Origin of the sequence: Geomonas terrae (assembly GCF_004791675.1) — a bacterium.
GTDB lineage: Bacteria > Desulfobacterota > Desulfuromonadia > Geobacterales > Geobacteraceae > Geomonas > Geomonas edaphica.
Genome location: NZ_SRSC01000001.1, coordinates 700,584 through 725,207 on the forward strand (window position 1 = coordinate 700,584; position 24,624 = coordinate 725,207).

The following is a 24,624-nucleotide window of genomic DNA, read 5'->3' on the forward strand; positions in this document are numbered from 1 at the left end:
AGGTATAACACAGCGACATCAGCCTACTTATAGGTGATTTCGAAACAAACCCTTACCGAAGACATGATAACGGTCCCTGAGTCTTGTTCAGATCGTCTCCGGAATAAGCCACCCCAGCTCCAGTATCATGCCGTTACCGCCCGAGATACGTGTCAATCATCCTGCGCAGTTCAGCAATTCCAACTTTGCCGTTGTTATCCACGTCGGCACAAGGAGCGGCGCCCTTCAGGCCAAGGAACATGTTTATCACCGATTGCACGTTAAAAGGACGTACTGTGCCGTCATCGTTGCGGCAGGCGTCGCCGGGTACCGTGAGCGGCGTCGTGAACGCGTAGCCGCTGCTTGTCATCGCGTTTCCAGCCGGGTCGACCGAGCGGACGGTAAACCGGTAGGTGCTGCCCGCCGTCAGGTTGGTCAGGACCAGAGAATGGCTGAAGGTCTTGGCGATATCGCCCGCAGTCAGGATGACCTCCGTGCCGTCCACGTTGTAGCTCACCATGGAATCGGCGATCTCATCGGTGCTCCACACCACCGTCGCCTGGTTGGGGCTCAGTGCAGTCACCGTGGGGAGGGCTGTTATCCCCGGTGCGGTCGTGTCCGAAACGGTTTTCGTTACAAATCCCGCGCCCCCAACATCGGCCAGGGCAGAGACTTTTTTGGCGACTGAAGTGACCTGGCCGGACAAGGCCCTCTTCAGGCTGTTGCCGTTTATGTCGGTGCAGGAGATTTCCATGCCGTACGGCGTGTTCGGTGCCAGGTTGGTGATGGTCACCTGATGCTTGTCCAGCTTCGTGCCGTCCGATTGCCGATTTGTGATACTGACTCCCTCCCCGTATTCCACGACTGTATCGCACGGCTTGTCCGTTTCGAAGTAGACGGTTGCCGAGGTGTCGTTCGCGTAGACGATTTCCGGCGCCTGGGTGAGGACCGGCGGATCGCTGCTGGGGATAAGATCCGTTGTGAAGCTGTAGGTCTGGCTGGCCGCGGGGCCGTTACCGGATGCGTCGGTAGCAAGCACGCGGAAGAAGTACGTCGTACCGGGCACCAGCCCGGTCAGCGGCCGGTTGTGCTTGGTCTGCAGCTCCGCTTTCGCATCGGTCGAGTCGAAAGAGGTGGTAGTGCCGAATTCGATCACGCTGTCCGAAGGTTCGTCCGTCTCCCAGTAAATAAGGGCCATCTGGTGGTTCACGTTTTTCACCACAGGCTGCAGGATGATCACCGGCGGTTTCTGGTCGGGAGTAGGCAGTGTGGTAAAGCCGGCCGCCTGGCTCAGGGTCGGTCCGTTTCCGAAACCGTCCTTGGACGAAACTATGAAGCTGTATGCCGTCTGAGCCTTCAACCCGGTCACGCGCATCGCATGGGAGGTTCCGAGGCTGTCGTCGCTGAGAAGACCGTACGCGGTGCCATCATTCCAGGAGACGCCGCTCGTTGCGGGCTCATCGGTTTTCCAGATGATGGTCGCGCCGGTGTCCGAGACATTGACCGCCATCGGGCCTTCCACGATTCTCGGGGCCGTGGTATCGGGAAGTGCCAGGGTTCGGAAAGAGCTTGTCCCGGTGGAAGTCGGCCCGTTGTTGACGGCGTCGACCGCATCGAGCTTCAGGGTGTAAAGCGTTTCAGGAGTGAGTCCCGCAAGCAGCACGCGATGCACGGTCGCAAGAGCCGTGTCCGCGACGGCTTTGTCCGGCGTTGTCGTGCCGTAGAAGACCGTTCCGGTGGATGGCTCGTTGGTGGTCCATTCCACTGCCGCGCTTTCGTGGGTGATGTTCACGATCACCGGCCCGGTGAGAACGACCGGCGGGACAGTATCGGGGACCGGCTTGGTGCTGAAGCTTATGATCTTGCTCGAGGTCGGGCCGTTTCCTGCCACATCCGTCGCGGTGACCTGGATGTAGTAGGTGGTGTTGGGGGAAAGGCCGGTAAGCGGCAGCACGTGCTTTACCGCCAGCGACATTTCCGCGGAGAGCTGTGCAGGCGGGAAAGCGGCTCCAACGAGCACGCCCCCCTTGGCGGGCTCGTTGGTTTCCCATTCGATGGTGGCGGTCGAGTCGGTCGAGGACGAGACGAGTGGACCGGAGATGATTACCGGTGCTGCGGCATCGGGCATGACGAGGATGACGTTTTGCAGCAGCGACTTGGTGGCGTTGACACCGTTGATGACGGTCTGCGAGAAGCCACTTCCGGAAGGAGGCGTCACCGTGAGCGAGTAACCGGTCCCCTCGATCATGCCAAGCACGTAATTGCCGGAGTCGTCTGATTCCACCACGGGAAAGTACGGGATGTTGGAAAAGCTGGAGACGTACTTCTGATAGTTATCAGGCTCAGGGTAGACGGATCGACTCGCCTGGGTGATCTTCACTCCCGCCACCGCAACCCCGTTGGCATCCGTGCATTTCCCACTCAACGTCACCAGCGGAAGCGTTATATCCTGCGTCATGTCCCCCGCAACGGAGAGGTTGCTGAGGATCGAGACATATTCGAAGTACTGCGGCGCGGGAACACTCGGAATGCAGTAACCGTCACATGCGCCCGAGTCATATACGCCTGCCCCACCCAGGATATCTATCCGGTACGTGCCCGTGGAGACCGGAATGGAATATTCCCCCCGCTCATTTGTCACCTGCTGTCCCACAAGCGTCCCGCTTGCCTGGTCAACCGCCTTCACGAAAACCCTGCCGACGACCGTTCCGCTCCCGGTCCTGACAACACCGCTCAGGTAGTTGGCCCGCTGCAGTATGATGTCCAATTTAGTCGGGCCACTCACGTTCACGTTATTCACGACACTTTGCGAGAAAGCACCTCCCGGAGGTGGCGTAACCGTGAGTGAGTACCCGGCACCCTCGATCATACCCAGCACGTAATTGCCGGATGCGTCTGATTCCACCACGGGAAAGTACGGGATGTTGGAAAAGCTGGAGACGTACTTCTGATAGTTATCAGGCTCCGGGTAGACGGACCGACTCGCCTGGGTGATCTTCACTCCCGCCACCGCAACCCCGTTGGCATCCGTGCATTTCCCACTCAACGTCACCAGCGGAAGCGTTATATCCTGCGTCATGTCCCCCGCAACGGAGAGGTTGCTGAGGATCGAGACATATTCGAAGTACTGCGGCGCGGGAACACTCGGAATGCAGTAACCGTCACACGCCCCCGAGTCATATACGCCTGCCCCACCCAGGATATCTATCCGGTACGTGCCCGCAGAAACCGGAATGGAATATTCCCCCCGATCGTTCGTGACCTGCTGTCCCACAAGCGTCCCGCTTGCCTGGTCAACCGCCTTCACGAAAACCCTGCCGACGACCGTTCCGCTCCCGGTCCTGACAACACCGCTCAGGTAGTTGGCCCGCTGCAGCATGATGTCCAATTTAGTCGGGCCGCTCACGTTCACGTTATTCACGACACTTTGCGAGAAAACACTTCCCGGAGGAGGCGTCACCGTGAGTGAGTAGCCGGCACCCTCGATCATACCCAGCACGTAATTGCCGGATGCGTCGGATTCCACCACGGGAAAGTACGGGATGTTGGAAAAGCTGGAGACGTACTTCTGATAGTTATCAGGCTCCGGGTAGACGGACCGACTCGCCTGGGTGATCTTCACTCCCGCCACCGCAACCCCGTTGGCATCCGTGCATTTCCCACTCAACGTCACCAGCGGAAGCGTTATATCCTGCGTCATGTCCCCCGCAACGGAGAGGTTGCTGAGGATCGAGACATATTCGAAGTACTGCGGCGCGGGAACACTCGGAATGCAGTAACCGTCACATGCACCCGAGTCATATACGCCTGCCCCACCCAGGATATCTATCCGGTACGTGCCCGTGGAAACCGGAATGGAATATTCCCCCCGCTCATTTGTCACCTGCTGTCCCACAAGCGTCCCGCTTGCCTGATCAACAGCCTTCACGAACACCCTGCCGACTGCAACTCCGCTCCCGGTCCTGACCACGCCGCTGAGGTAGTTCGCCGTTTGCACCAGGACGACGTTTTGCGTCACGTCACCGCCGGAGACGACGACCCCGTTCACGACGGAGTTACCCAGGTTGCTGGACAAGGGAGGGGCGATGGTCAGGTTGTAGGTGCCGTTTTCAAGGGCGATGGAGTAACCGCCTCCTGTGCCGGTGGTGCTCTTTCCCGCCTCGCTCTGGTCGGATGCCTTGAATGCCGTCACCGTCACGCCTTCCAAAGGGGCGCTCCCGCCGTACACGGTGCCCGCAACGGTCCAGGCAAAGGCTGGATTCACCGTTACAAGAAGCATTGCAAACAGAATCACCAAAGCAGAAAGGTAGGACGTACTAGAGCGCATAGCTCCTCCAGGAGTCGAAGTTCTTTCGACGAAACTCAAAATCATATCTTTGCTATATCGGCTCACATTACAAATATATTAAGTCACATAAATGGGCACTCCAATGACCATTCATGGTTCGGTTATCTGAATCAAAGCAACATATCCTTAAGACTCTGTTGCCTTTTTATATTGCCTGTTCTAAAATCCAGCGCCTTAGAGAGAGCGATAAATGATACAGAGCCCCCATTTCACCTACCGCCCCATCGGCACCCTCAGATCCCCGTATGCACGCCGCATAGATGCGCCGCACCAAGGTACCGTGGTCGCGGGAACGCAGACCGGAGAACCCGCGTCGGCCACACTCGAACTCGAGGAGTGGCTGGACGAGAAGGCAATTCAGGACCTGAAAGGGTTCGAGAGACTCTGGCTCATCTTCGCCTTCCATTTGAGCGAAGGGTGGCGCAGCAGCGTCAAGCCGCCGAGGGGTGGTCCGAAACGCGGTGTTCTCGCCACACGGTCGCCGCACCGCCCCAATTCCATCGGCCTGTCGGCGGTGGAACTGGTCGGGATCGAGGGGAAGACGCTGCACCTGCGCGGCGTGGACCTTCTCGACGGGACCCCTGTCCTGGATATCAAGCCGTACGTCCCTTACGCGGATGCATTTCCCCACGCGAAGGCGGGGTGGATCGACGAGCTCGATGCCACGCTCGGACGCGGCTATGCACCGGGTCCCAGAAGGCCGAGGTAGTCGGCCCATCAGGGCGCCGCGGCGAAGAAAACGCCCCGCACTCCGCGCGCGCCGGGGCAACGGCGCTCTTTACCACACATCCGCCACATGAGTCGAGTGAAATTAGCCGGAGACAACATAGCCTTCTGATCCCGGCTCCCCCTGTTTTCCGCAGCATCCGCCGTTCGCCGGTGTCCCCGGAACACCCACACCGTCCCTAACCGGGACACCACTTTAACGGTACATCCCGCCAAACTCCCGATCCGCCGCGCCTTTGGTGGATGGCACGCCCCCTGCTCTACCCCTTGTCGATACACCGGCCATGCCCCTTTCCTGCCTTCGTGCGGGACAACGGGTGCAGCCGCACTTCACCGGGGATGGAGAAAAACATGTTTTCGGATCATTTGCTTGCAAGAATCGGCAGCGCCGGACCGGCTCTGGAAAAATCGCTCATCCAGGAGACGAGGAAGATCTTCTCGACCCTCCTCGGCATGGACCACCTGCTGCACCTGCCTCTCTCGGTAGATCCCGCCTCCAACTTCGCCGACTGCATCAGCGGCCTGGTCGGCCTTGCCGGAGAATACAACGGCCTGGTGAGCCTGCACGTCTCGACCCGGCTTGCGCATCGCATGGCCTGCCAGATGCTCGATATCGATGAACCCACCGACGAGGAGGTGGAGGACGCCCTGGGCGAGGTGGCTAACGTCCTCGCCGGCGCCTTCAAGCGCTACCTTTCCGAGGAATCCCTCGCCATCAGGCTTTCCACCCCTTCCATCGTATCGGGAAAGCAGTACGTGATCCACGTGGCAAAGAAGCCGGAGGTGATGACCCTGCTCTTCGATTTGGAGGACGAGTGGTTCATCGCGGCGCTCGCCGTGGAACGGGATTGATATCAGAACCTGAACACCCCTTCCGTCGCGATTGTGCAGAGGCTGAACACCCGAGACGAAATGGATTTTCAAGTTCCGAGTCAACCGGCTGTAATATGACGATTTACCACCCTGCTCTTTTTACGGCAGGATGGCATCTTCCTTGTAACGGTACGGTTAACACGCACCGCACAGGAGGAAGCCATGAGAACCCTGACAAGATTTCAAGCAAAGCTTTTCACCATACTGACACTCACACTCACCGCCGTTGCACTGGAGGGGTCCAACACCGCAGCCCATGCCGACGAGACCCCAGCGGCGGCCGCATCGACCAAGGGGATCTGCCCTTACTCCCTGATGCTGCAAAAGTCGGTCGAGGCGCAAAAGGCGTATCTTGCCAAGGTGGAAAAGGCGAAGATGAACAGCCGGATCGATGACCGTGAGGAGACAGCCGACGCGGACGAAGGCGAGACCTCCGGAGAACGCTCCTTCGCCCTGGTGAGCTTCTCATGGGGTTCCAAGACCAGGTGAACCGGAAAAGGCTTCTTCCCTAAAGTCCCGCCGGAGTGCCGCCGAAGAGATCGGACAGCACGCATTTTATGAACCGGCCTGACAAGGGGGCAAACATGCCATGGAGCAATAGAAAAAGCGCAATGATCGCAGCAGCGGCGGCGCTTCTCATAGCTAACGCGGGCCCGGCACCGGCCGACGCACCGCCGGAGATCGACCCGCTGTCGAGGGAGTGCATCGGCTGCCACGACGGCGCCGCAGGGCCGGATGTCCGGGTGAACCTGCGCAACAACGCATCCAACAAGACGATGCATGTGCACTCATTCGACGGGGAGCACCCCATCGGGATGATCTATCAAAGCTACGTGAACAAGCAGGGGTACAAACCGATCTCACCGCAGGAACGCAACATGGTCATGGTGAACGGCGCCGTGGGGTGCCTCACCTGTCATGATCCCTTGAACCCCGCCAAGGGGCACCTGATCAAGAGCGACAAGAACAGCGCGCTCTGCATCACCTGCCACGACAAATAATCCCCATCAAGGCAAGGCCCGGAGTCCCCTCCGGGCCTTCGGTTTTTCCAGATCCGCTTTTTCCCTTGCAAAATTAAGCCGTCGGCTCTAAGTTGCCGGCATCGCTTATCAAACCTCGGCGCCACGGAGGAAGCACATGCAGCCCCTGAACGATTACTTCACACTGCTCAACACGATGGAGTCCGGCGCGGGAGAGGTCGCCATAGACCGCAGCCACAACATGTTCATCATCGGGGCCCTGCTGTCGCAAAAGCCGGACGACGTGCTGGAACTCGGCATCGGCACAGGCTATCTCACCGTGAGCCTTATCCACGCGCTGCGTTACAACGGGAAAGGGAAGCTCACCTGCGTCGACAACTGGGGCGACGCGCGCGGCGGCGACATGGAGGACGTGGCGGGTAACCTGCGCATGGCCGGGGTGAACGTGGTCGCCCCGATGGAAGAGCGCACCTTCCTCGCGAACTCCCCCGACAACGCCTACGATTTCCTCATCTCTGACGCCGACCACGTGAACAGCGGCACCTGGGTGGACGAGCACCTGCGCGTGGTGCGTCCGGGCGGCATCCTCTTCTTCCACGACACCAACAACACCGTCGACTATCCGAACATGTCACTCATCACAAAGCGGGTGCGGGAGCTGGACCTCCCCCATTACCACTTCACGAAGAGCAGCAGGCCCGACGAGCGCTGCGAACGCGGCCTCCTCTTCGTCGTCAAACGCTGACAAGGGATCTCCCCGCACCATGACCCAGTTCCTTTCCCCTCTACTGAGCGGCTTCGGCCTCGGTGCTGGCCTTATCATCGCCATCGGAAGCCAAAACGCCTTCGTGCTGCGCCAGGGGCTCAAGCGGCAGTACGTCTTCACCGTCTGCACCATCTGCTTTCTCTGCGACTCACTGCTCATCTCGCTCGGCGCGGGAGGCTTCAGCTCCGTGGTCGCCGCCTCACCGCTTTTCATGAAGCTGACGCTCTGGGGAGGGGTCCTCTTTCTCTTCGCCTACGGCCTACGCGCCTTCGCCGCCGCCTTGAGGCCCGGCGCGCTGGAGGCGGAAGACGGTACCGCTTCCGAAGTACCGCTCAGGCAGGTGGTGCTCATGACCGTCTCCTTCAGCCTTTTGAACCCGCACGCCTTCCTGGACACGGTGCTTCTTTTGGGAAGCCTCGCCGGGCAGTACCCGGGGCTGTCCCGTCTCGCCTTCGCTCTCGGGGCCATGGCCGCCTCCCTCACCTGGTTCTACGGCATCGGATACGGCGCACGCCTCATCGCCCCCTTTTTCCGCAAGCCGCAGGCCTGGCGGATGCTCGACATCATGGTCGGCTGCACCATGTGGGTCATCGCCTTCAGGCTCGCCTTTCCCGCACGTTAGCCCCCACCCCCGTTCACCGTTTTTTGACCTGCGTCAAGGAAAAGACCGTTTTCATGTGGTTTACATGTCCCCTGTTTTTTTATCCATAAAGGGGAGGTATTTCATGATCGATTGCTGTAAGAGGCTGGGAGGGGCGCTGGCGCTGGTACTCATGCTCGCCGGGGCGGCCTTCGCCGGGAAGAGCAACTGCATCACCTGTCACGAGAAGGTGACGCCCAACATCGTAAAGGATTTCCTGGAAGGGGAAATGGGCAAGAGCGGCAGCGTGGACTGCTCCAGCTGTCACGGCAAGGCGCACCAGAGCGCCGCCGACGTCGCCAAGGTGAGCATGCCGACCGAGAAGACCTGCAAGGAGTGCCACACCAAGCAGCACGACCAGTACGCTTCCGGCAAACATGCCGCCGCCTGGGTGGCGATGGACGCCATGCCGACCAACAAGCTCCAGCCCCACGCCTACATCCAGAGGATGAAGGGCTGCGGCGGCTGCCACAAGGTCGGTATCCGCGACGAGAAATCGCGCGCCGAAGGGCAGTACGGCTCCCCCTGCAACTCCTGCCATACCCGTCACAAATTCAGCAAGGCCGAGGCGAAGAAGCCGGAAGCCTGCCGCACCTGCCACATGGGCTTCGACCACCCGCAATGGGAGATGTGGTCCAACTCGAAACACGGCTCCATCTACCAGATGGAAGGTGACACCGGCCGCGCGCCGACCTGCCAGACCTGCCACATGGGCGACGGCGACCACAACGTGATGACCTCCTGGGGCTTCCTGGCGCTGCGCCTCCCCGAGGAGGACGCCGAGTGGATGGGCTACCGCGTCACCATCTTGAAGGGTCTCGGTGTGCTCGACCCGGCAGGCAAACCGACCGCGCGTCTCGACCTCGTGAAAGCCGGCAAGGTCGCCCGTCTCTCCAAGGAGGAGTGGCAGGCGTCCCGCGACAAGATGGTCGGTATCTGCAGCAAGTGCCACAGCGCCACCTACGCGAAGACCCAGCTCGGCAACGCCGATCAGATGATCAAGGAAGCCGACAAGCTGATGGCCGAGGCGATCACCATCGTCGCCGGCCTCTACGAGAAGGGGGTCATCAAGCCGCAGAAGGGGCAGCCCGCCTACCCGGACCTCCTCACCTTCTACGACACGAGGACGCCGATCGAGCAGACCCTCTACGTGATGTTCCTGGAGCACCGCATGCGCGCCTTCCAGGGGGCGTTCCACATGAACCCCGACTACGTCACCTGGTACGGCCTGGCCGAACTGCAGAAGGACCTGGTGGATATCAGGACCGAGGCCGCGGCGATGACCCGCGAGGCGGAACACAAGAAGTAGACTGAAACTGGTCAACTAAGAGGCGGGGCGTCGCAAGGCGCCCCGCCTTTTTGTTGCGTGCGACATGGGAGTTACCATAACCGCAACGCCTAAAATACCAGAGTTGCCCACCGTTATATTCGCGTTACACTCAAAGGGTTTAAAAAAGGGGTCTTTGAGCAGCGCCACATCAACAAGACGGAGGTGACTTATGCTGAAAAAACTCGCTTTGACAGTGATGATGCTTTCCATGATCACCGCCTGTGCGTCCACCCGCTCGAAACAGGACGCGAACCCCGCCTATGCCTCCCACCAGTTCAGCAACCATGAAGTTGCCATCGCATGGAAGGCGCAGGAAACCGACAAAGGGGTCAGGATCGACGGCACGGTTCAAAACGTGCGTCAGGACATCCCCTACGCCTCCCTCCAGCTCACCGCCAAACTGCTCGACGCCAAAGGCAAGGTCATGGCCAAGGAAACCAAGACCTTCAGCGGACGTTTCGCCGGCACCGAACCCTTCACCATCGAGATCCCGGTGGAAAACAAGGAGTGCCTCGACGAACTGGACTTCTCCTACTCGTACGGGCGCGATGAGGACTTCTACAAAGGCGGCTTCAAAAGCGTGCCGTAACAGACTGTTACGCTTTCTCCAAAACGAAAAGGAAAAGGCCCTGGCTTGTAATGAGCCGAGGGCCTTTTTTTATCTCCAGCGATCATGCGCTTTGACTTTGTCTAGTGCGGGCCGTGGTGCCGCAACCCTTTCCAGTGGCCCCAGTGACCGTGTTCACCATGGCGGAAGGCCTTGATTGAACCTGCCACCACACCGGCGGGAATCAGCACGAGCCAGGCGGTCAGGATGATCGCTACGATCGCTAAAAGCACGAGCAGTAACGTTTTCATGGTACGCCTCCTTTTCCCTCTTAATAAGAAGTGTAGCACACGCGCTCTCACATGAACAAGCCGCCCTGGGGTTTGCAGGGGGCCAATCTCGGGTATCATTCATCACGGTCCGCATCTCCCCGGCATGGTGCCTGCGGGAGCGAGGATCAAAAGGGGGTGTGCCATGACGTCCCAGGACGCAACCGGCAAAGAGGACAAACTGCAGCGCGACCTCGACTACCTCATGGAGTGTCTCGCGGAGATGTTCCACGGCCTGGGCGAGTCCCGGCTCGCCTCCTGCCTTCCCAAGAACGGCTCGGTTGCCCCCTCCGAGGACTGCAAGTTCGTGAGGGCGTGGTCGGTCGCCTTTCAGCTGCTCGGTATGGCTGAGGAAAACGTCGCGGTCCAGACGAGACGGGCCCTGGAAACGAGCCAGGGGCTCGTAGCCGAGCCGGGTCTTTGGGGGAGGGTCCTGGAGAAGCTCTCACGAAGCGGGGTGCCCGAGGAGGAGATCGCCGCCATGCTCGGGGAGATCCGTGTGGAACCGGTGCTCACCGCCCACCCGACCGAGGCGAAACGGGCGTCGGTGCTCCGGCACCTGCGCGAGCTCTACCTGCTCCTCGTAAAAAGGGAGAACACGGTCTGGACCCCCGCGGAGCGCGACGAGATCCGGGAGGAGATCGTGGCGATGCTGGAGCGGCTCTGGCGCACCAGCGAGGTGCACCTGGAAAAGCCGAAGGTGCTGAACGAGCTCGCCACCATCATCTACCACCTGCGCGACATCTTCCCGCAGGTGATCCCGATCCTCGACCGCAGGATCTGCCTGGCCTGGCGCGAGGCGGGGCTCAAGGGAGAACTGTCGCTTTTGACCGAGCGTCTCCCCTGCGTCTCCTTCAGCACCTGGGTGGGAGGGGACCGGGACGGGCACCCGCTGGTAACCGCGGAGGTGACCGAGGCGACCCTGAGGGAGCTCAGGCTGAACGCGCTCATGCTGCTGCACGGTCAGCTCACCACGCTTGGCAGCCGGCTCAGCATATCGCGCCGCCTCCTCGCCCCTCCCCCGGAGCTCGCGCGGCGCCTGGATGAGCTAAAGGCAAGGACCGGTGCGCCTGGGGAGGAGGCGCTCAGGCGCAACCCCGAGGAGCCATGGCGCCAGATGGTGAACATGATGAGGGCGAGGCTCCCGGTTGAGGTAACCGGCGACGGCGAGGTCCTCTGCGGAGCCGAGGGGTCCCGCTATTGCCGGGCCGCCGAGCTGGAGGACGACCTGCGCCTTTTGCGCGACAGCCTGGTTGCGCGCGGCGCCGCCCGCTTGGCCGCGGCCGACGTGGTGCCGGTGTTACGCAGCGTCGAGGTGTTCGGCTTCCACTTGGCCTCGCTCGACGTACGACAAAACAGCGCCTTCCATGACGCCGCACTGGAGCAGCTCATGGCTGCCGCAACGGGAGAGAGCGGTTTTTCCCGGTGGAGCGAGGAGGAGCGCATCGCTTTTTTGGACCGTGAGCTCGCCTCGTCGCGCCCCTTCCTGCTCCCGGGGACAAAACCGGGACGCGAGGCGGAGAGCGTCCTCAGCTGCTACCGCGTGCTCGCCGCCCATCTCGCCTCCTTCGGCGACGCGGGGCTTGGCTCCCTCATCGTCAGCATGACGCGCGGCGTCTCCGATCTCCTCGTGGTCTACCTGCTCGCGCGCGAGGCGGGGCTCGCCGTCCGGGGGACGCAGGGGTTCGCCTGCCGCCTCCCGGTAGTCCCCCTTTTCGAGACCATCGACGACCTGGAGGGAAGCGCCGCCATCCTGGAGCGTTTCCTGAGCCACCCGGTCACCAGGCGCACCCTCGCTGAGCTCAACGGCGAGAGCCCGGTGCAACAGGTGATGATAGGCTACAGCGACAGCAACAAGGACGGCGGCATCATGGCGAGCCTTTGGGGGCTGTACCGGGCCCAGGAGGCGATGCTCGAGGTGGGGCGGCGCGTAGGGGTGCGCCTGCGCTTTTTCCACGGCCGGGGCGGAACCATCAGCCGCGGTGCGGGGCCGACGAGCCGCTTCCTGCGCGGTCTCCCGGAGGGATCCGCCGGCGGCGACCTGCGCCTGACCGAGCAGGGCGAGGTGATCTCGCAAAAGTACTCGAACCCGTTGAACGCCGCCTACCACCTGGAACTGTTGCTCGCCGGCACCGCCGGGGTAAGCATCCCCGGGCGCAGCGAACCGGGCACCGGGCACCCGCTGGAGCCGGTGATGGACCGCCTGGCGCACCGCAGCCGGTGCGAGTATGAAAAGCTCCTCGCCCGCGAGGGGTTCGTCACCTTCTTCCGGCAGGCAACCCCCATCGACGTCATCGAGTCGAGCAGCATCGGCTCCCGGCCGGCCCGGCGCACCGACCACGCCACATTGGCCGACCTGCGCGCCATCCCGTGGGTCTTCAGCTGGAGCCAGGCGCGCTACTTCCTCTCCGGCTGGTACGGCATCGGCTCGGCGCTCGAAGAGCTGATGCTCGAAGACGCCCCCCTCTTCGCGCAGTTCGTCCGCTCGACCCAGAGCTGGACCGCGCTGCACTACATAATCAGCAACGCCGCCACCAGCATCGCGAGCGCCGACCCCGCGATCATGGAGGCTTACGCGGGGCTCGTACACGAAGAAGGGCTCCGAAAGCCGATCCTCGCCGCCATCCATGCCGAGTACCGTCGCACCGTGCGGGTTCTGGAAGAGATCTACGGCGGCCCCTTGGCGGAGCGCCGCCCCGCGGTCCACGTCCCGCTCGCCCGCCGCACGGACGCCCTGCGCGTGCTGCACGAGCGCCAGATCGCCCTGCTGCGCCAATGGCGCCAGGAGGGGATGCGTCAGAACCGGGGGATGTCGGAAGAGCTTCTTTTCCGTCTCCTGGAAACGGTGCACGCCATCGCCGCCGGCCTCGGCACCACAGGTTGACCCCCTCCGCGTAGGGGAATCCGCACCACCACCCTCCTTAATTCCCCATTAGAGAAGGCTCGCTTTGCTCTTAAGAAAAGGGGCGTCATGCCGAAAAGTCCCATTGAATACGGGGAAATACCCGTCACGGACACCTGCCCCCTGACCTAAGGAGCACTGTAATGACCATCAAAGCAAAGCTGATGTTGAACGCCACCATCGTGGTGGTAGCCGTTGCGGCGGTCTCCGTCGCAAGCTTTCTGAGCATGAGCTCCATCAGGGGCAAACTCTCGTACCTCACCGAAAAAAGTACGCCGTACCAGGTCCGCACCCTGGAGTTCCAGCGCGCCCTGCAGGGGGCGACCGCCGACCTCGTCAAGGTGGCGGCGGCCCGCAGCCAGACGGACTTCGCCGCCGCAAAGACGGAGGCGGAGAAATCGCTCGCCGAAGTCAGGTCCTCACAGGAAAAACTGGAGGCGGTATCGGGTGAGAAGCTCGAGGCCTCCACCGAGTTCAGCAGCATCGCCCAGGAGCTCTTCGCCACCATGACGGCCCGGCTCGCCTCGGAGAGGGACTCGACCCAGGCCCACGCCCTCATCCTGCAGAAGAGCAAGGAAGCAAGCAGCCGGCTGCAGGAGCTGGAGGTGAAGGTCAGGACCCTGCAGCAGTCCAGTTCTGCCGCCTATACCAAGGCGAACGACGAGACGGACAAGAGTTCGAGAAGCATCGCCAGCATCGAGACCCTGAAGGCCTCGCTGAAGGACATGAGGTACCTCCTCTACGACATACAGCGCTCCCCGGAGAAGAGGCGCATAACCCAGTACCAGGGAGGGCTGAAGAGGATCCAGCAAAACGGCAACATCAGGCAGAACAAGCAGATAGGCGGCCTCTTCGCCACTTTCACCTCGAAGGCGGACCAGTTCGTCAAACTGGCCACCGAGGGGGGTGACACGCAGCGCGCCGATGCCGTGTTGAAGGAGGCCCTCGCGACGCTTTCCGAGGTCGAGGACCGTATCGAGGACGAGGTCGACCGGGCTCAGGTCCAAGTCGGGAAGATGTCCGACAGGCTCCCGGGGTACCTCTCCCGGGCCAACACCGCGGTGAACGTCCTCTCCTACAACACCGAGCTCGTCTCCCTCGGCAAGTCGCTAGAGGGGCTTTCCGGCCGGCTCTTCTTCGCCAACACCCCGAAGGAGCTGGACGCCGTCGCCGCCGAGTTCGCCCGGGACTACGCCCGCCTCACCGTGGTGGAAAAGGCGGTCGCCCAGCTTTTGAAGGCTGCGGGCGCCGAGCGCGAGTTGCGCAACCTGAACGGGGTGGCCGCTTCGCTTGCCGGTGTGCGCGACACAGTCTTCGCCCCGGACGGCATCGTGGCCAAGCTGCAACAGAAGATGCAGCTCCAGGAAAAGGCGGCACAGGGAGGCGCCAGGCTGCGCGAGGTGGTGGCAAAGCAGGCGGAAAAGGGAAAACAGACCGTGACGGTGGCCCAGGAGGGGCAGGAACAGGCGATCGGGACGGTGAACCGCACCGTGCGCTACAGCATGACCCTCATCGTGGTGATCGCACTCGTCTCCGCCATCGTCGGCAACCTGGTCGGCATGTGGATCTTCCGCACCATCTCCCGCCCGATAGGGGAGCTGATCGCCATGGCGGAGCAGGCGGCCGAGGGGAACCTGGCCGTCCAGATCTCGGCGACGAGCTCGGACGAGGTGGGGAGGGTGCAGGGGGCCATGGCCCGCATGCTTGGGAGCCTTAGAAACGTCGTGGGGAAGATCGGCGAAGCGACCAGCACCCTTGCCGCAAGCTCCGAGCAGATGGCGGCCACCGCCGGAGTTCTGGAGGACGGCGCCGCGCGTCAGGCGCAGCGCGTCGAGGGTTCGGCAACCGCCATCTCCGAGATGACCTCGACCACCATGGACATGGCGAGGAACACGGCGGATACCGCGAACGCGGCCGACACCATGATGGAGATCGCCAAGGAGGGGAAGGAGGCGATGCAGCTGACCGCGGAAGAACTCCGGCACTTCGTCGGCAGCTTCGGGGAAACCGCCATCATGGTGGAGCAGTTGAGCGACCAGTCCGCGCAGATCAGCGAGATCGGCGTCCTGATCAGGGACATCGCCGACCAGACGAACCTTCTGGCCCTGAACGCCGCCATCGAGGCGGCCCGCGCCGGTGAGCAGGGACGAGGCTTCGCCGTCGTCGCCGACAGCGTGCGGCAGCTGGCCGAGCGCACCGCGGTCGCCACCGCCGACATCAACCACACCGTGAAGGCGATGCAGGAGAGCGTGAACCGCTCGGTGACCAAGATGGGGGACGAGAGGAAGTGCGTCGACACCATCGTGGAGCGCGTGCAGGGGACCGGTGAGGCTATCGACCGCATCGCCACCTACGTGGAGCAGGTGAACGAGATGGTACGGCGCATCGCCGTCGCCACCGAGGAGCAGTCGGCATCGAGCAGCGAGGTTTCCCACAACGTGGACGAGATCGCGGGCCTGACGCGCGAGCTGCGCACCGCCTGCAGCGGCATCCGGGAGTCCTCCGCCGGGCTGTCGCACCTGGCCGGTGATCTGAAGGGGATGGTGGAATGGTTCAGGGTGTGACCCTCGCCGACGTGTGAAACAAGAAGGCCCCCCGGCACATGCCGGGGGGCCTTTTCATTGGTATTCCGGTAATTCCCGGGGTAAGAGGAGTGCCGCTACTCACGAAGCGCCGCAGCTGGCCTCATGCTCCCCCTTCAGGACGCGACGCCGGAGAGGACGGACCTGACCTTGGCGGCGAGGCTCCTGACGTCGAACGGTTTCTGCAGGAAGTTGACGCTGTCGTGCACCACGCCGTGGTCGGCGATGATGTCGGCGGTGTAGCCGGACATGAAGAGGCACTTGAGTCCCGGCCTCAGGGCCTGGAGCCGCTGCGCGAGGTCTCGGCCGTTCATCCCCGGCATCACCACGTCGGTCAAGAGGAGATCGACCGCCCCCTTCGCTTCCTCCACGAGGCGCAGCGCCTCCTCCGGCGCCCTGGCCACCATGAGGCGGTAACCGAGGTTCTCGAGGATGGTGCGGCTCATCTCGATGACCGACGGCTCGTCCTCCACGAGGAGGATGGTCTCGTCCCCCCCCTTAATCGGTTCGACGGCCTTCTCCTCCGTCCCCTCGGACGCCCCGGTCTCGACCGCCGGTAGGAAGATGTCGAAGGTGGTCCCCTCCCCCTTGCGGCTCTCCACCCGGATCCCCCCCTGGTTCTGCTTCACGATGCCGAAGACGGTGGCGAGGCCGAGCCCGGTCCCCTTTCCCATCTCCTTCGTGGTGAAGAAGGGTTCGAAGATGTGCTCGAGGAGCGGCTCGTCGATTCCTTCCCCGGTGTCGGCGATCGACAGGAGCACGTAGGCGCCGGGTGAGAGGTCCCCCTTGCCGCGGCACTCCGCCTCGCCCAGGACGACGTTTTCCGTTCTGATGGTGAGCCTGCCGATCCCCGCGATGGCGTCACGGGCATTGACGCAGAGGTTCGCGAGCATCTGGTCCACCTGGGCGGGGTCGATCCTCACCCGGCACGGCCCTGCGCCGGGGAGCCAGACCAGCTCGATCCCCTCCCCGATCAGGCGCTCCAGCATACGGAGCATGCCGGCCACCGTCCCGTTCAGGTCCAGGACCTTCGGCTCGGCGATCTGGCGCCGCGCGAAGGCCAGGAGCTGCTTGGTGATGTCGGCGGAGCGGGCCCCGGCGTCGCGGATCGCCTCCAGGTGCCGGCGCTGCATCGACGAGTGCTCCGGGTCCATGAGGCAGAGCTCCGCATGCCCCAGGATCACGCTCAGCATGTTGTTGAAATCGTGGGCGACGCCGCCTGCGAGCCTTCCCACCGACTCCATCTTCTGCGCCTGGTAGAACTGCTCTTCCACCTTCCGGTACTGGGTGATGTCCATGACGATGGAGAGAAGCGCCTTGCGTCCCGCGAGGGTGATCACCTCGCCCCAGCGCCGGCAGAGGAGAGGCTGCCCGCTTCTCGTGCTGCAGGTGATCTCCAGGTCCTGGATCCTCCCTTCGCGGGCGAGCTTCTCGCGGATGACGACGGCGTCCTCGGTGCGGATCCAGCCGATTTCCACCGCCGTCTTCCCCACCGCCTCCTCCCGGGTGAACCCGGAGGTGGTGCAGAACTTGTTGTTCACGTCGAGAAAGCGCCAGTCATCGAGCGAGGTGAGCGAGATCATGACGGGGGCGCTGTCCCAGGCGGCGGTGAACTTTTCGTTGCTCTCCCGCAGGCGCTCCTCCACCCTCGCCCGCCCGGTTATCTCCTGCTGCAACTCGCGGTTCAGCGCCTCGAGCTGCAGGGTACGCTCGGCCACGCGCTGTTCGAGCCCCTCCTGCGACTGCTTCAGCCGATCCACCATGGCGTTGAAGGAATAGGCAAGCTCGATGGTCTCCCGGGTCCCCTCCAGGGGGACCCTGAGGGTCAGGTCGCCCCCCTCGATCTCCGCCGCGGTCCGGGCGATCCGCTCCAGTGGGCGCCCCAGCACCCGGGCCACCACGAGGGCGCAGCAAAGGGTGACCGCGATCCCGAGCGCGCTGAAAACGAGGGCGCGCTGCAACTGCCGGCGCACCGGCGCCATCGCCTCGGCCTCGTCGATCTTCACCACCATCCCCCAGGAGACCTCCGGGTTGAGCGGGATGTGCCTGAAGGCGGCGAGGACCGGGACGCCGCGGTAGTCGAGCGTCCTGATCGCCCCTTCGCTCCCCTCCGTGGCGAGGCGCGGCGCCTTGCCGCCGTCCACGGTGACGAGCGGCACCACGGGCGCTCCCCCCGGCATCGGATGCCTCGTGGTCATGAGGAAGCGGCGCTTGCCGTCGACCATGACCACCTCTCCGGAGCGCCCGAGGACCCCGGCGATGGAGCCTTCCAGCAGCGGCTTCATGACCTGGTCCAGGTCCACGGAGCAGTCAAGGAGCAGCACCGGCCGCTCGTCCGGGGTCAGGTCCTGGCCTACCTGCCTGACGAGGTGCAGCCGCGCGCTGCGCCCGGGACCACCCGGGAGAAAGCTCACGGTCTCGTCGTTACCCGGGCGGGAGGCTTCCGCGAGCAGCGCCGGAGCGAGCGGGGGATCGGGGAGGTCATCGGCACCCTCCGCCACCAGCGCACCGGTTTGCGGGTCGACGATGCGGACCGCCTCGTAGCGGTAAGCGGAGCGCACCACCTCCAGCCACTCGCCAAGCGACCGGTCCGCCGGCTGCTTCCCGGCGCGGACCCGTTGCACGGCAAGGGACCTGACGGCGGGTGCACTGGCGACGGAAAGGGTGTCGGAGTGGCGTTCCTCGAGCCAGGAGGTGATGAGCTTTTTGTTGCCGTCGGCGATGGAGGAAAGGACGGTGAGTTCCTTGGCGGTGCTGTCGGCGACCCTTCCCTTGGTGACACCGAAGGGAAGGCCGTAAAGCTCGCTCAGTTGCACCGCCATGAGGACCAACAGGGACAGGGTGCAGAAGGTGATGACGACACGTCCGCCGATCCCGGAGTGCCAGGGCATGCGCTGCCTGGAATGTGCGGGCGTTTCCTCAGTCATAGTCGAACCTGGTGATGCGGTACTGTTTCGGGTTTTTCATCACCTGGTCGAGGTATTCGAACTTGAAGCTTCCCTTCAGCATGGCCCACTGCACCGAAGCGGGCACCTTGCCGAGTTTTTTCAGGAAGAGAAACTCGTCGCAAAGGCTCGAGCCGTCCGCCTCGATTCCCCTCGGGAGACGGGGTACCCTGCCGACCGCCTTCAAATCGGGGCGCAGATCCTGGGCCAGGCGCGCCTGGGCTGCCGTCGGCAGGGCTTTGCCGTTCAGGGCCGCGATGTCTGCCGCGTTCCACCGTGCGACTTTTTGCAGCGCGCCCCGGTCCCGCTCCACCCACATAAGCGCCCGCGTGAGCGCCGCCGCGAGCAGGCGGGGGACCTCCGGATGGAGTTCGGCAACCTTAGCGCTCATGGCCAGGAAGGCGATGCTTTTTTGCTTACCGATGGCGGTGAAGCGGTCCGGATAGCGCGCGAGGGTGAGTTCCGGGGTGGGTGCCCATGCCGCGTAGGCGTCGATTTCCCCCTTCAAGAGGGCGTCCTCCATCTCGTTCACCTCCATCGGGACCAGCACCGCATCCGCTTCGCTCAGGCCGCTCCCCGCCAGGGTCTTCATGAGCGCAAAGTGCCCGGTGGTCCCGAAGGTGTTGCCGATCCGCTTACCTTTCAGATCTGCGGCCATCATCCCCTTGGGGCCGATCACGGAGACGTAGTTCTGCTTGAGCAGCGTCACGGCACAAAGCGGCATCCCGGAGGCGACCGCCTTTATGAAGGGCATATCCCCCATGGTGGCGAGCGCCACGCGCCCCTGGGAAAGCTGCGTGATCGCCTCGCTCCCGTCCCGCACCGGGAGCATGGTCAGCTGAAAGCCCTGGCGGGCGAGGGCCTCGCGCAGGATGCGGTCGTGCTGCAGCGCCGCGGCGAGCGCACCCCCCGGAGAAGCGAGCGGCTGGTAGCTGAAGCCAAGCGGCACCGGCTTCGCCGGTACCGCGGCGGGAACGAGGACGAGCAGCACGACGAGCGCAAGATGCAGTCGGCGGAAACGAAGCAGGGCGTGGCATGCCCTGCGGGCGGGGCTGGCTGACATACGGTGATCCTCCGGCGCTTAGGGTGCGTAGTCAAAGGTGGTCAGGCGAAACCGCGAGCGCCTGCCGAGGACGGACTCGAGCAGATCGGGACGGATGCTGGAACGAAACCGCTCCCGCGAGGCGTTGGCCGGGACCCTGCCGATACTCTTCAGGAAGTCGAACTCGCGCAAGAGGTTCGAGTTCGCCTCACGGTCCGCGGCGGAGATGAGCGGTGCCGCGGGCACGTCGAGGAGGTCGCTGCGGGTGATCGCCGCGATGTCGGCGGCGCTGACCTCCGCGTTCCTGCCGCTGAAGGCCGTCATCCCCTGGACCGCCCACTGGCTCGCCGTGTTCAGGTTGTTTCCCTTCTTGAGCCAGCGCACCGCCCTGATGATACCCGCGCAGAGCGCGTCCGCCGCGGGGCGGTTAACCCGCAGCAGCTCTCCGGAAAGGGCGAAGAAGGAAAGACTCACCTGCCGGTAGATGACGCAGAACTGTCCCGGGTACTTCTTCATGGTCATGGTCGGCGTCGGCTCCCAGGCCGCGAAGGCGTCGATGCGCCCCTGTGCGAGCGCCTCCGGCATCTTGTGCAGCTCCATGGGGACCAGGTTCACCTCGCGCTCGGAGAGGCGGACCGAGGCGAGCGCCTGCAACAGAGCATAGTGGGAGGTGGAACCCGGAACGTTGCCAACCTTTTTCCCCGCCAGTTGTTCCAGCACAACGTTACTGTGCGCAAGCACCGAGGCATAGCTCCGCTTCACCGTCCCCGCGATGACAAGGTCGCCCGAGCTTGCCGCCTCGATGGCGGGCATGTCCGAGAACATCACCGCGTCGATCTGGCGGCTGTGCACCAGCGGAACCGCATCGGCTCCCTTGGCCAGGGTCCGAAATGCGATGCGACAGCCCGCCTGCTCCAGCTCACGCTTTAGCAGGCGGTCCCTTTTCAGCGTTTCCCCGAGGACGGCGACGGGGACCGCCATCGGGAAATAGACGAAGGTGATCACCATCGGCTCCGCGGCGGGCTTTTTTACCTTCGAAGCCGAAGGCGCACCGGCAGCCGCAGTGGCGAAGAGCTGCACAAGCAGCATCACCCAGATCATTTTGACTGCATAGCGGATTGCAATGGGAGGTTGATGCATCAGTCGCCTGTATTGAAACAGAATCAATAATGGTTGAAGTTGCTTTACTGATCGGCGATGAACAGAGATAGCTTGAGCATTTTCCGCACAAACAGTGCGGGTTTGGCAGTATAAAATGACACAAGGGAAGTAGACAAGGAAATAGGTGATTGTGCACCGCTTGGGAAACTGTGGAGGAAGGTTGACTTGAAGGTAAAATGCTGTATCTGAACAGCTTGTGCCGCAGCGCCCATCCAAGCCGGGGCCTAAGAACCGCCCAGAAGGAGGATAGCGATGAGTTTCATCACCGTGGGGAAAGAGAACACCTGCAGCATCGACCTGTACTACGAGGACATGGGACAGGGGCAGCCGGTGGTTTTGATCCACGGCTGGCCGCTCAGCAGCCGGTCATGGGAGAAACAGGTACCGGCGCTTCTCAAGGCGGGGTACCGGGTGGTCGCATACGACCGGCGCGGGTTCGGGGCGTCGGGCAGGCCGTCGACCGGGTACGACTACGATACGCTCGCCGCCGATCTTAACGTGCTGATGAACGCGCTCGACCTGCGCGACGCGGTGCTGGTGGGTTTCTCGATGGGCGGGGGCGAGGTCGCGCGCTACCTCGGCCGCTACGGTTCCGAGCGGGTGCAAAAGGCGGTCTTCATGGGTGCGGTGACCCCGTTTCTCCTGAAGACGCCGGCGAACGCCGCAGGGCTTGACGGGAGCATCTTCGAGGGTATCCGGCAGGGGATCGAGCACGACCGGCTCTCTTTTCTGACGAGCTTTCTGGGCAATTTCTACAACGTGCATGCCCTGGGGAGGAGGCAGGTAAGCGAGGAGGTGCTGCGACTTAGCTGGAACATCGCGGCGGGGGCGTCCCCCATCGGGACCCTGGCCTGCGTCACCTCCTGGCTCACCGACTTCAGGGACGACCTTTTGAGCATCAAGATCCCCACCCTGGTGATCCACGGCGACGACGACCGGATCCTCCCCTTCGCCGCACCGGGAGCCGGACGCACGAGGCGGTGGAGGGAAGCCGCCTCGTCGTGGTCGCCGGCGCGCCGCACGGCCTCAACTGGACCCACGCCGAAGAGGTGAACGACGGGCTGATCGACTTCCTGCAGGAAGCGCTGTAAGAAGCTAAGAGCTAGGACGAGACATCGAACTCCCTGAACCTGCGCACCGCCTCGGGAATGGCATCCTCGGTGACGTTCCCGAAGGCGAGGCGCAGGTACCCTTCCAGGCCCGGGCCGAACACCTCGCCCGGCAAAAGCAGCATCCCCGCCTCCTCCACCAGCCGCTTCACGACCTGGCGGCCGGTCTTCCCGCTGCACGGGTGCGCCACCCAGCCGAAGAACGGCCCGCTCGCCACCAGGCGAAACGGGTTGCCCCCCTTCTCCATCTCGGCACGGAACACCTCGTGGCGCCGCTCCATCATGACCCGGTTGCGCGCGACCCATTCGGAAAGGTGCTCGAAGCCGTACCGGACCGCGTGCTGGGTCACCCGCGGCTGGCAGACCGCCATGGTGTCCTGCACCTTCAGGGCGTGACCGATGAACTCCTTGGAGGCGGCGAGCATCCCCGCCCGGTAGCCGGTGAGGGCGAAGGTCTTGCCGAAGGAGGCGATGTGGACGAAGTGGTCCCCCCAGTCCGGGTCCTCGAAGAGCCGGTGCGGCCGCACCCCGCCGGTGATGAAGCTGTTGTAGGTCTCGTCGAGGACAAGCGCCAGGTTGCGGCGGCGGGCAAGCGCGTAAAGCTCGCGCACCGTATCCGGCGGGGTCACCGCACCGGTCGGGTTGCTCGGCGTGACGATGAGGATGGCGCGCGTTTTCTCGCTGATGAGCGCCTCGATGGTGGAGAGGTCGGGGAGCCCGCCCGTCTTCTCGTCGAAGGGGGCGAAGACGCAGCTAATACCCAGGGAGGCGAGCGCCATGGGGTGGTCGAAGTAGGCCGGGAGCTGCACGATCACCTCGTCCCCCGCGCGGCAAAGGGTGACCATGGCGAGCCACAGCGCCTGGCTTGCGCCGATGGTGAGGCAGATCTGGGCAGGGTCGATGCAGGCGCCGTAGAGCTCGCGGTAGCCGCGGCAGACCGCCTCACGCACCTCGGGGAGCCCCTCGTCGATGCTGTAGCGCGAGGTGAGCGGGTCGCGCATCACCGTTTCCAGGTGGTCGATCAGCTCGGGGGGTGGCGGGTAGTCGGGGATTGCCTGGCAGAGGTCGATGAGGGGGAGTTTGGGGCTCGCCGCGGCGAGCCATCCCTTCACCTCGGAGATGGGGGGCGGGTGCACTCCGCGCACCAGGGGGGAAACCGGGAACTTCATGCGGCAGCTCCTGCAACGGGACTAGGCCGTTCAACGTTCAACGTTCAACGTCAGACCCGTCAGACCAGTCGGACTCGGACAAAAAAACGGCCCTCCGTTTCCGGGGGGCCGTCCACAAAAGGCTAGTGCTCGGGCGGGGTAGTGAGGTACTGCTCGAACTGCCGTTTGTCCTGGCAGCAGCGGTACGCCTCCTCCGGACTCACCCGCTTGGTCTTCAAAAGATCGAGGATGTGCTGGTCCATGAGCTGCATCCCGTCCTTCCGACCGGTCTGCATGATAGAGGGGATCTGGAAGGTCTTCCCTTCGCGGATCAGGTTCCCGACCGCGGGGTTCCACACCATGATCTCCTGGGCGGCCGCCCTCCCCTTCCCGTCGGCGGTCTTCAAAAGCTGCTGGCAGACCACCCCCTTCAGCGACTCGGAGAGAATGGCACGCACCTGCTCCTGCGCGTCCTTCGGAAAGACGTCGATGATGCGGTCCACCGTCTTCGCGGCGGAACTCGTATGCAGGGTCCCAAAGACCAAGTGCCCGGTCTCGGCGGCGCTCATGGCGAGACTGATGGTCTCAAGGTCGCGCATCTCCCCAACCAGGATCACGTCCGGGTCTTCCCTCAACGCCGCCCGGAGCGCACTGGAAAAACTCTCGGAGTGCTCACCGATCTGGCGCTGATTGAAAAGAGACATCTTGTTCTCGTGGATGAACTCGAGCGGGTCCTCGAGGGTCAGGATGTGCTCGCGCCGCGTGCTGTTGATCAGGTCGATCATGGCGGCAAGGGTTGTGGACTTGCCGCTCCCGGTCGGACCGGTGACGAGCACGAGCCCCTTCCTGAGCTTCGTCATGTTCCGGATCCCGTCCGGAAGACCAAGGTCATCGGCCGAGAGGATCTTGCTCGGGATGATCCTGAACACGGCGGCGATGCCGCGGTGCTGCAACATGTAGTTGCCGCGGAAGCGCGCAAGCCCCGGCACCGAGTAGGCGAAGTCGAGGTCGTGCTTCTCCTCGAAGGTCTCGCGCTGCTTCGGCGTCAGGATCTCGAAGAGGATCGCCTTCAGCTCCTCGTGGGAAAGCGACTTGAAGTTCTGACGCTCCATTTCGCCGCGCAAACGGAAAATCGGGGGAGAGCCCGCGGAAAGGTGCAAATCGGAAGCCCCGGCATCGTGCAACAGCTTGAACAGCGCATCAATCCTTGCCATATC

Annotated in this window: 18 protein-coding genes; 11 read left to right on the forward strand and 7 right to left on the reverse strand. The window is 63.3% G+C overall.

Annotated features, from left to right (window positions below; translation table 11 throughout):
* Nucleotides 1-133: 133 nt before the first annotated feature.
* The gene (locus E4633_RS02920; protein ID WP_135868762.1) at nt 134-4,258 is read right to left on the reverse strand and encodes a fibronectin type III domain-containing protein; all 4,125 of its coding nucleotides are present in this window, start codon (nt 4,256-4,258) and stop codon (nt 134-136) included.
* A gap of 259 nt (nt 4,259-4,517) precedes the next feature.
* Here E4633_RS02920 and tsaA point away from each other — a divergent pair, with 259 nt between their 5' ends.
* The 8 genes from tsaA to E4633_RS02960 all read left to right on the forward strand — a co-directional run bounded on the left by tsaA (nt 4,518) and on the right by E4633_RS02960 (nt 10,231).
* Nucleotides 4,518-5,036: a tRNA (N6-threonylcarbamoyladenosine(37)-N6)-methyltransferase TrmO gene (tsaA, locus tag E4633_RS02925; RefSeq protein WP_135868763.1), complete on the forward strand. Its 519-nt coding sequence runs from the start codon at nt 4,518-4,520 to the stop codon at nt 5,034-5,036.
* A 368-nt stretch (nt 5,037-5,404) separates the two neighbouring features.
* The gene (locus E4633_RS02930; protein WP_162604928.1) at nt 5,405-5,905 is read left to right on the forward strand and encodes a chemotaxis protein CheX; all 501 of its coding nucleotides are present in this window, start codon (nt 5,405-5,407) and stop codon (nt 5,903-5,905) included.
* A gap of 183 nt (nt 5,906-6,088) precedes the next feature.
* A complete protein-coding gene (locus E4633_RS02935; protein WP_135868765.1) occupies nt 6,089-6,415 on the forward strand; it encodes a hypothetical protein in 327 nt (108 codons plus the stop codon).
* 95 nt (nt 6,416-6,510) lie between these two features.
* A complete protein-coding gene (locus E4633_RS02940; protein ID WP_162604929.1) occupies nt 6,511-6,927 on the forward strand; it encodes a cytochrome c3 family protein in 417 nt (138 codons plus the stop codon).
* Nucleotides 6,928-7,063: 136 nt separating this feature from the next.
* On the forward strand, nt 7,064-7,651 hold the full coding sequence (locus tag E4633_RS02945) for a class I SAM-dependent methyltransferase (protein ID WP_135868767.1): 588 nt from the start codon (nt 7,064-7,066) through the stop codon (nt 7,649-7,651).
* A 19-nt stretch (nt 7,652-7,670) separates the two neighbouring features.
* A complete protein-coding gene (locus tag E4633_RS02950; RefSeq protein ID WP_135868768.1) occupies nt 7,671-8,294 on the forward strand; it encodes a LysE/ArgO family amino acid transporter in 624 nt (207 codons plus the stop codon).
* A 103-nt stretch (nt 8,295-8,397) separates the two neighbouring features.
* The gene (locus tag E4633_RS02955) at nt 8,398-9,621 is read left to right on the forward strand and encodes a multiheme c-type cytochrome (RefSeq protein WP_135868769.1); all 1,224 of its coding nucleotides are present in this window, start codon (nt 8,398-8,400) and stop codon (nt 9,619-9,621) included.
* Nucleotides 9,622-9,811: 190 nt separating this feature from the next.
* Nucleotides 9,812-10,231: a hypothetical protein gene (locus E4633_RS02960; RefSeq protein WP_135868770.1), complete on the forward strand. Its 420-nt coding sequence runs from the start codon at nt 9,812-9,814 to the stop codon at nt 10,229-10,231.
* 101 nt (nt 10,232-10,332) lie between these two features.
* Here E4633_RS02960 and E4633_RS20495 read toward each other — a convergent pair whose 3' ends face one another.
* On the reverse strand, nt 10,333-10,500 hold the full coding sequence (locus E4633_RS20495) for a hypothetical protein (protein ID WP_198419378.1): 168 nt from the start codon (nt 10,498-10,500) through the stop codon (nt 10,333-10,335).
* A 163-nt stretch (nt 10,501-10,663) separates the two neighbouring features.
* On the opposite strand from E4633_RS20495, the gene E4633_RS02965 reads away from it, so the two are divergent.
* The gene (locus E4633_RS02965) at nt 10,664-13,402 is read left to right on the forward strand and encodes a phosphoenolpyruvate carboxylase (RefSeq protein ID WP_135868771.1); all 2,739 of its coding nucleotides are present in this window, start codon (nt 10,664-10,666) and stop codon (nt 13,400-13,402) included.
* 161 nt (nt 13,403-13,563) lie between these two features.
* Nucleotides 13,564-15,984 carry a methyl-accepting chemotaxis protein gene (locus E4633_RS02970; protein WP_135868772.1) on the forward strand — a complete coding sequence of 807 codons (2,421 nt, stop codon included), beginning with the start codon at nt 13,564-13,566 and terminating at the stop codon, nt 15,982-15,984.
* A gap of 134 nt (nt 15,985-16,118) precedes the next feature.
* Here the strand turns inward: E4633_RS02970 and E4633_RS02975 are convergent, their stop codons facing one another.
* The 3 genes from E4633_RS02975 to E4633_RS02985 are packed head-to-tail and all read right to left on the reverse strand — an operon-like array spanning nt 16,119 to nt 21,090.
* Nucleotides 16,119-18,929 (reverse strand): response regulator, encoded by a 2,811-nt coding sequence (locus tag E4633_RS02975; protein ID WP_135868773.1) that lies wholly within the window; start codon nt 18,927-18,929, stop codon nt 16,119-16,121.
* Nucleotides 18,922-20,010, reverse strand: a complete 1,089-nt coding sequence (locus E4633_RS02980; RefSeq protein ID WP_135868774.1) for an ABC transporter substrate-binding protein — start codon at nt 20,008-20,010, stop codon at nt 18,922-18,924. Before E4633_RS02980 ends, E4633_RS02975 begins: the two co-directional genes overlap by 8 nt.
* Nucleotides 20,011-20,028: 18 nt before the next feature.
* Nucleotides 20,029-21,090, reverse strand: a complete 1,062-nt coding sequence (locus E4633_RS02985) for an ABC transporter substrate-binding protein (protein WP_162604930.1) — start codon at nt 21,088-21,090, stop codon at nt 20,029-20,031.
* Nucleotides 21,091-21,402: 312 nt separating this feature from the next.
* Here E4633_RS02985 and E4633_RS02990 point away from each other — a divergent pair, with 312 nt between their 5' ends.
* Nucleotides 21,403-22,203, forward strand: a complete 801-nt coding sequence (locus tag E4633_RS02990; protein ID WP_281276725.1) for an alpha/beta hydrolase — start codon at nt 21,403-21,405, stop codon at nt 22,201-22,203.
* Between the two features lie 49 nt (nt 22,204-22,252).
* Here the strand turns inward: E4633_RS02990 and E4633_RS02995 are convergent, their stop codons facing one another.
* Together E4633_RS02995 and E4633_RS03000 are read right to left on the reverse strand one after the other, a co-directional pair.
* Nucleotides 22,253-23,428 carry an aminotransferase gene (locus E4633_RS02995; RefSeq protein ID WP_135868776.1) on the reverse strand — a complete coding sequence of 392 codons (1,176 nt, stop codon included), beginning with the start codon at nt 23,426-23,428 and terminating at the stop codon, nt 22,253-22,255.
* 122 nt (nt 23,429-23,550) lie between these two features.
* On the reverse strand, nt 23,551-24,621 hold the full coding sequence (locus tag E4633_RS03000; RefSeq protein ID WP_135868777.1) for a type IV pilus twitching motility protein PilT: 1,071 nt from the start codon (nt 24,619-24,621) through the stop codon (nt 23,551-23,553).
* Nucleotides 24,622-24,624 lie beyond the last annotated feature (3 nt).

Excerpts from the sequence above, each read along its gene's own strand:
- E4633_RS02935 (WP_135868765.1), top strand. The coding sequence starts at position 6,089 with ATGAGAACCCTGACAAGATTTCAAGCAAAGCTTTTCACCATACTGACA.
- E4633_RS02985 (WP_162604930.1), bottom strand. The coding sequence starts at position 21,090 with ATGATCTGGGTGATGCTGCTTGTGCAGCTCTTCGCCACTGCGGCTGCC.
- E4633_RS02945 (WP_135868767.1), top strand. The coding sequence starts at position 7,064 with ATGCAGCCCCTGAACGATTACTTCACACTGCTCAACACGATGGAGTCC.
- E4633_RS02970 (WP_135868772.1), top strand. The coding sequence starts at position 13,564 with ATGACCATCAAAGCAAAGCTGATGTTGAACGCCACCATCGTGGTGGTA.
- E4633_RS02990 (WP_281276725.1), top strand. The coding sequence starts at position 21,403 with ATGAGTTTCATCACCGTGGGGAAAGAGAACACCTGCAGCATCGACCTG.
- E4633_RS02965 (WP_135868771.1), top strand. The coding sequence starts at position 10,664 with ATGACGTCCCAGGACGCAACCGGCAAAGAGGACAAACTGCAGCGCGAC.
- E4633_RS02920 (WP_135868762.1), bottom strand. The coding sequence starts at position 4,258 with ATGCTTCTTGTAACGGTGAATCCAGCCTTTGCCTGGACCGTTGCGGGC.
- E4633_RS02995 (WP_135868776.1), bottom strand. The coding sequence starts at position 23,428 with ATGAAGTTCCCGGTTTCCCCCCTGGTGCGCGGAGTGCACCCGCCCCCC.
- tsaA (WP_135868763.1), top strand. The coding sequence starts at position 4,518 with ATGATACAGAGCCCCCATTTCACCTACCGCCCCATCGGCACCCTCAGA.
- E4633_RS02960 (WP_135868770.1), top strand. The coding sequence starts at position 9,812 with ATGCTGAAAAAACTCGCTTTGACAGTGATGATGCTTTCCATGATCACC.
- E4633_RS03000 (WP_135868777.1), bottom strand. The coding sequence starts at position 24,621 with ATGGCAAGGATTGATGCGCTGTTCAAGCTGTTGCACGATGCCGGGGCT.
- E4633_RS02955 (WP_135868769.1), top strand. The coding sequence starts at position 8,398 with ATGATCGATTGCTGTAAGAGGCTGGGAGGGGCGCTGGCGCTGGTACTC.
- E4633_RS02950 (WP_135868768.1), top strand. The coding sequence starts at position 7,671 with ATGACCCAGTTCCTTTCCCCTCTACTGAGCGGCTTCGGCCTCGGTGCT.
- E4633_RS02930 (WP_162604928.1), top strand. The coding sequence starts at position 5,405 with ATGTTTTCGGATCATTTGCTTGCAAGAATCGGCAGCGCCGGACCGGCT.
- E4633_RS02975 (WP_135868773.1), bottom strand. The coding sequence starts at position 18,929 with ATGACTGAGGAAACGCCCGCACATTCCAGGCAGCGCATGCCCTGGCAC.
- E4633_RS02980 (WP_135868774.1), bottom strand. The coding sequence starts at position 20,010 with ATGTCAGCCAGCCCCGCCCGCAGGGCATGCCACGCCCTGCTTCGTTTC.
- E4633_RS02940 (WP_162604929.1), top strand. The coding sequence starts at position 6,511 with ATGCCATGGAGCAATAGAAAAAGCGCAATGATCGCAGCAGCGGCGGCG.
- E4633_RS20495 (WP_198419378.1), bottom strand. The coding sequence starts at position 10,500 with ATGAAAACGTTACTGCTCGTGCTTTTAGCGATCGTAGCGATCATCCTG.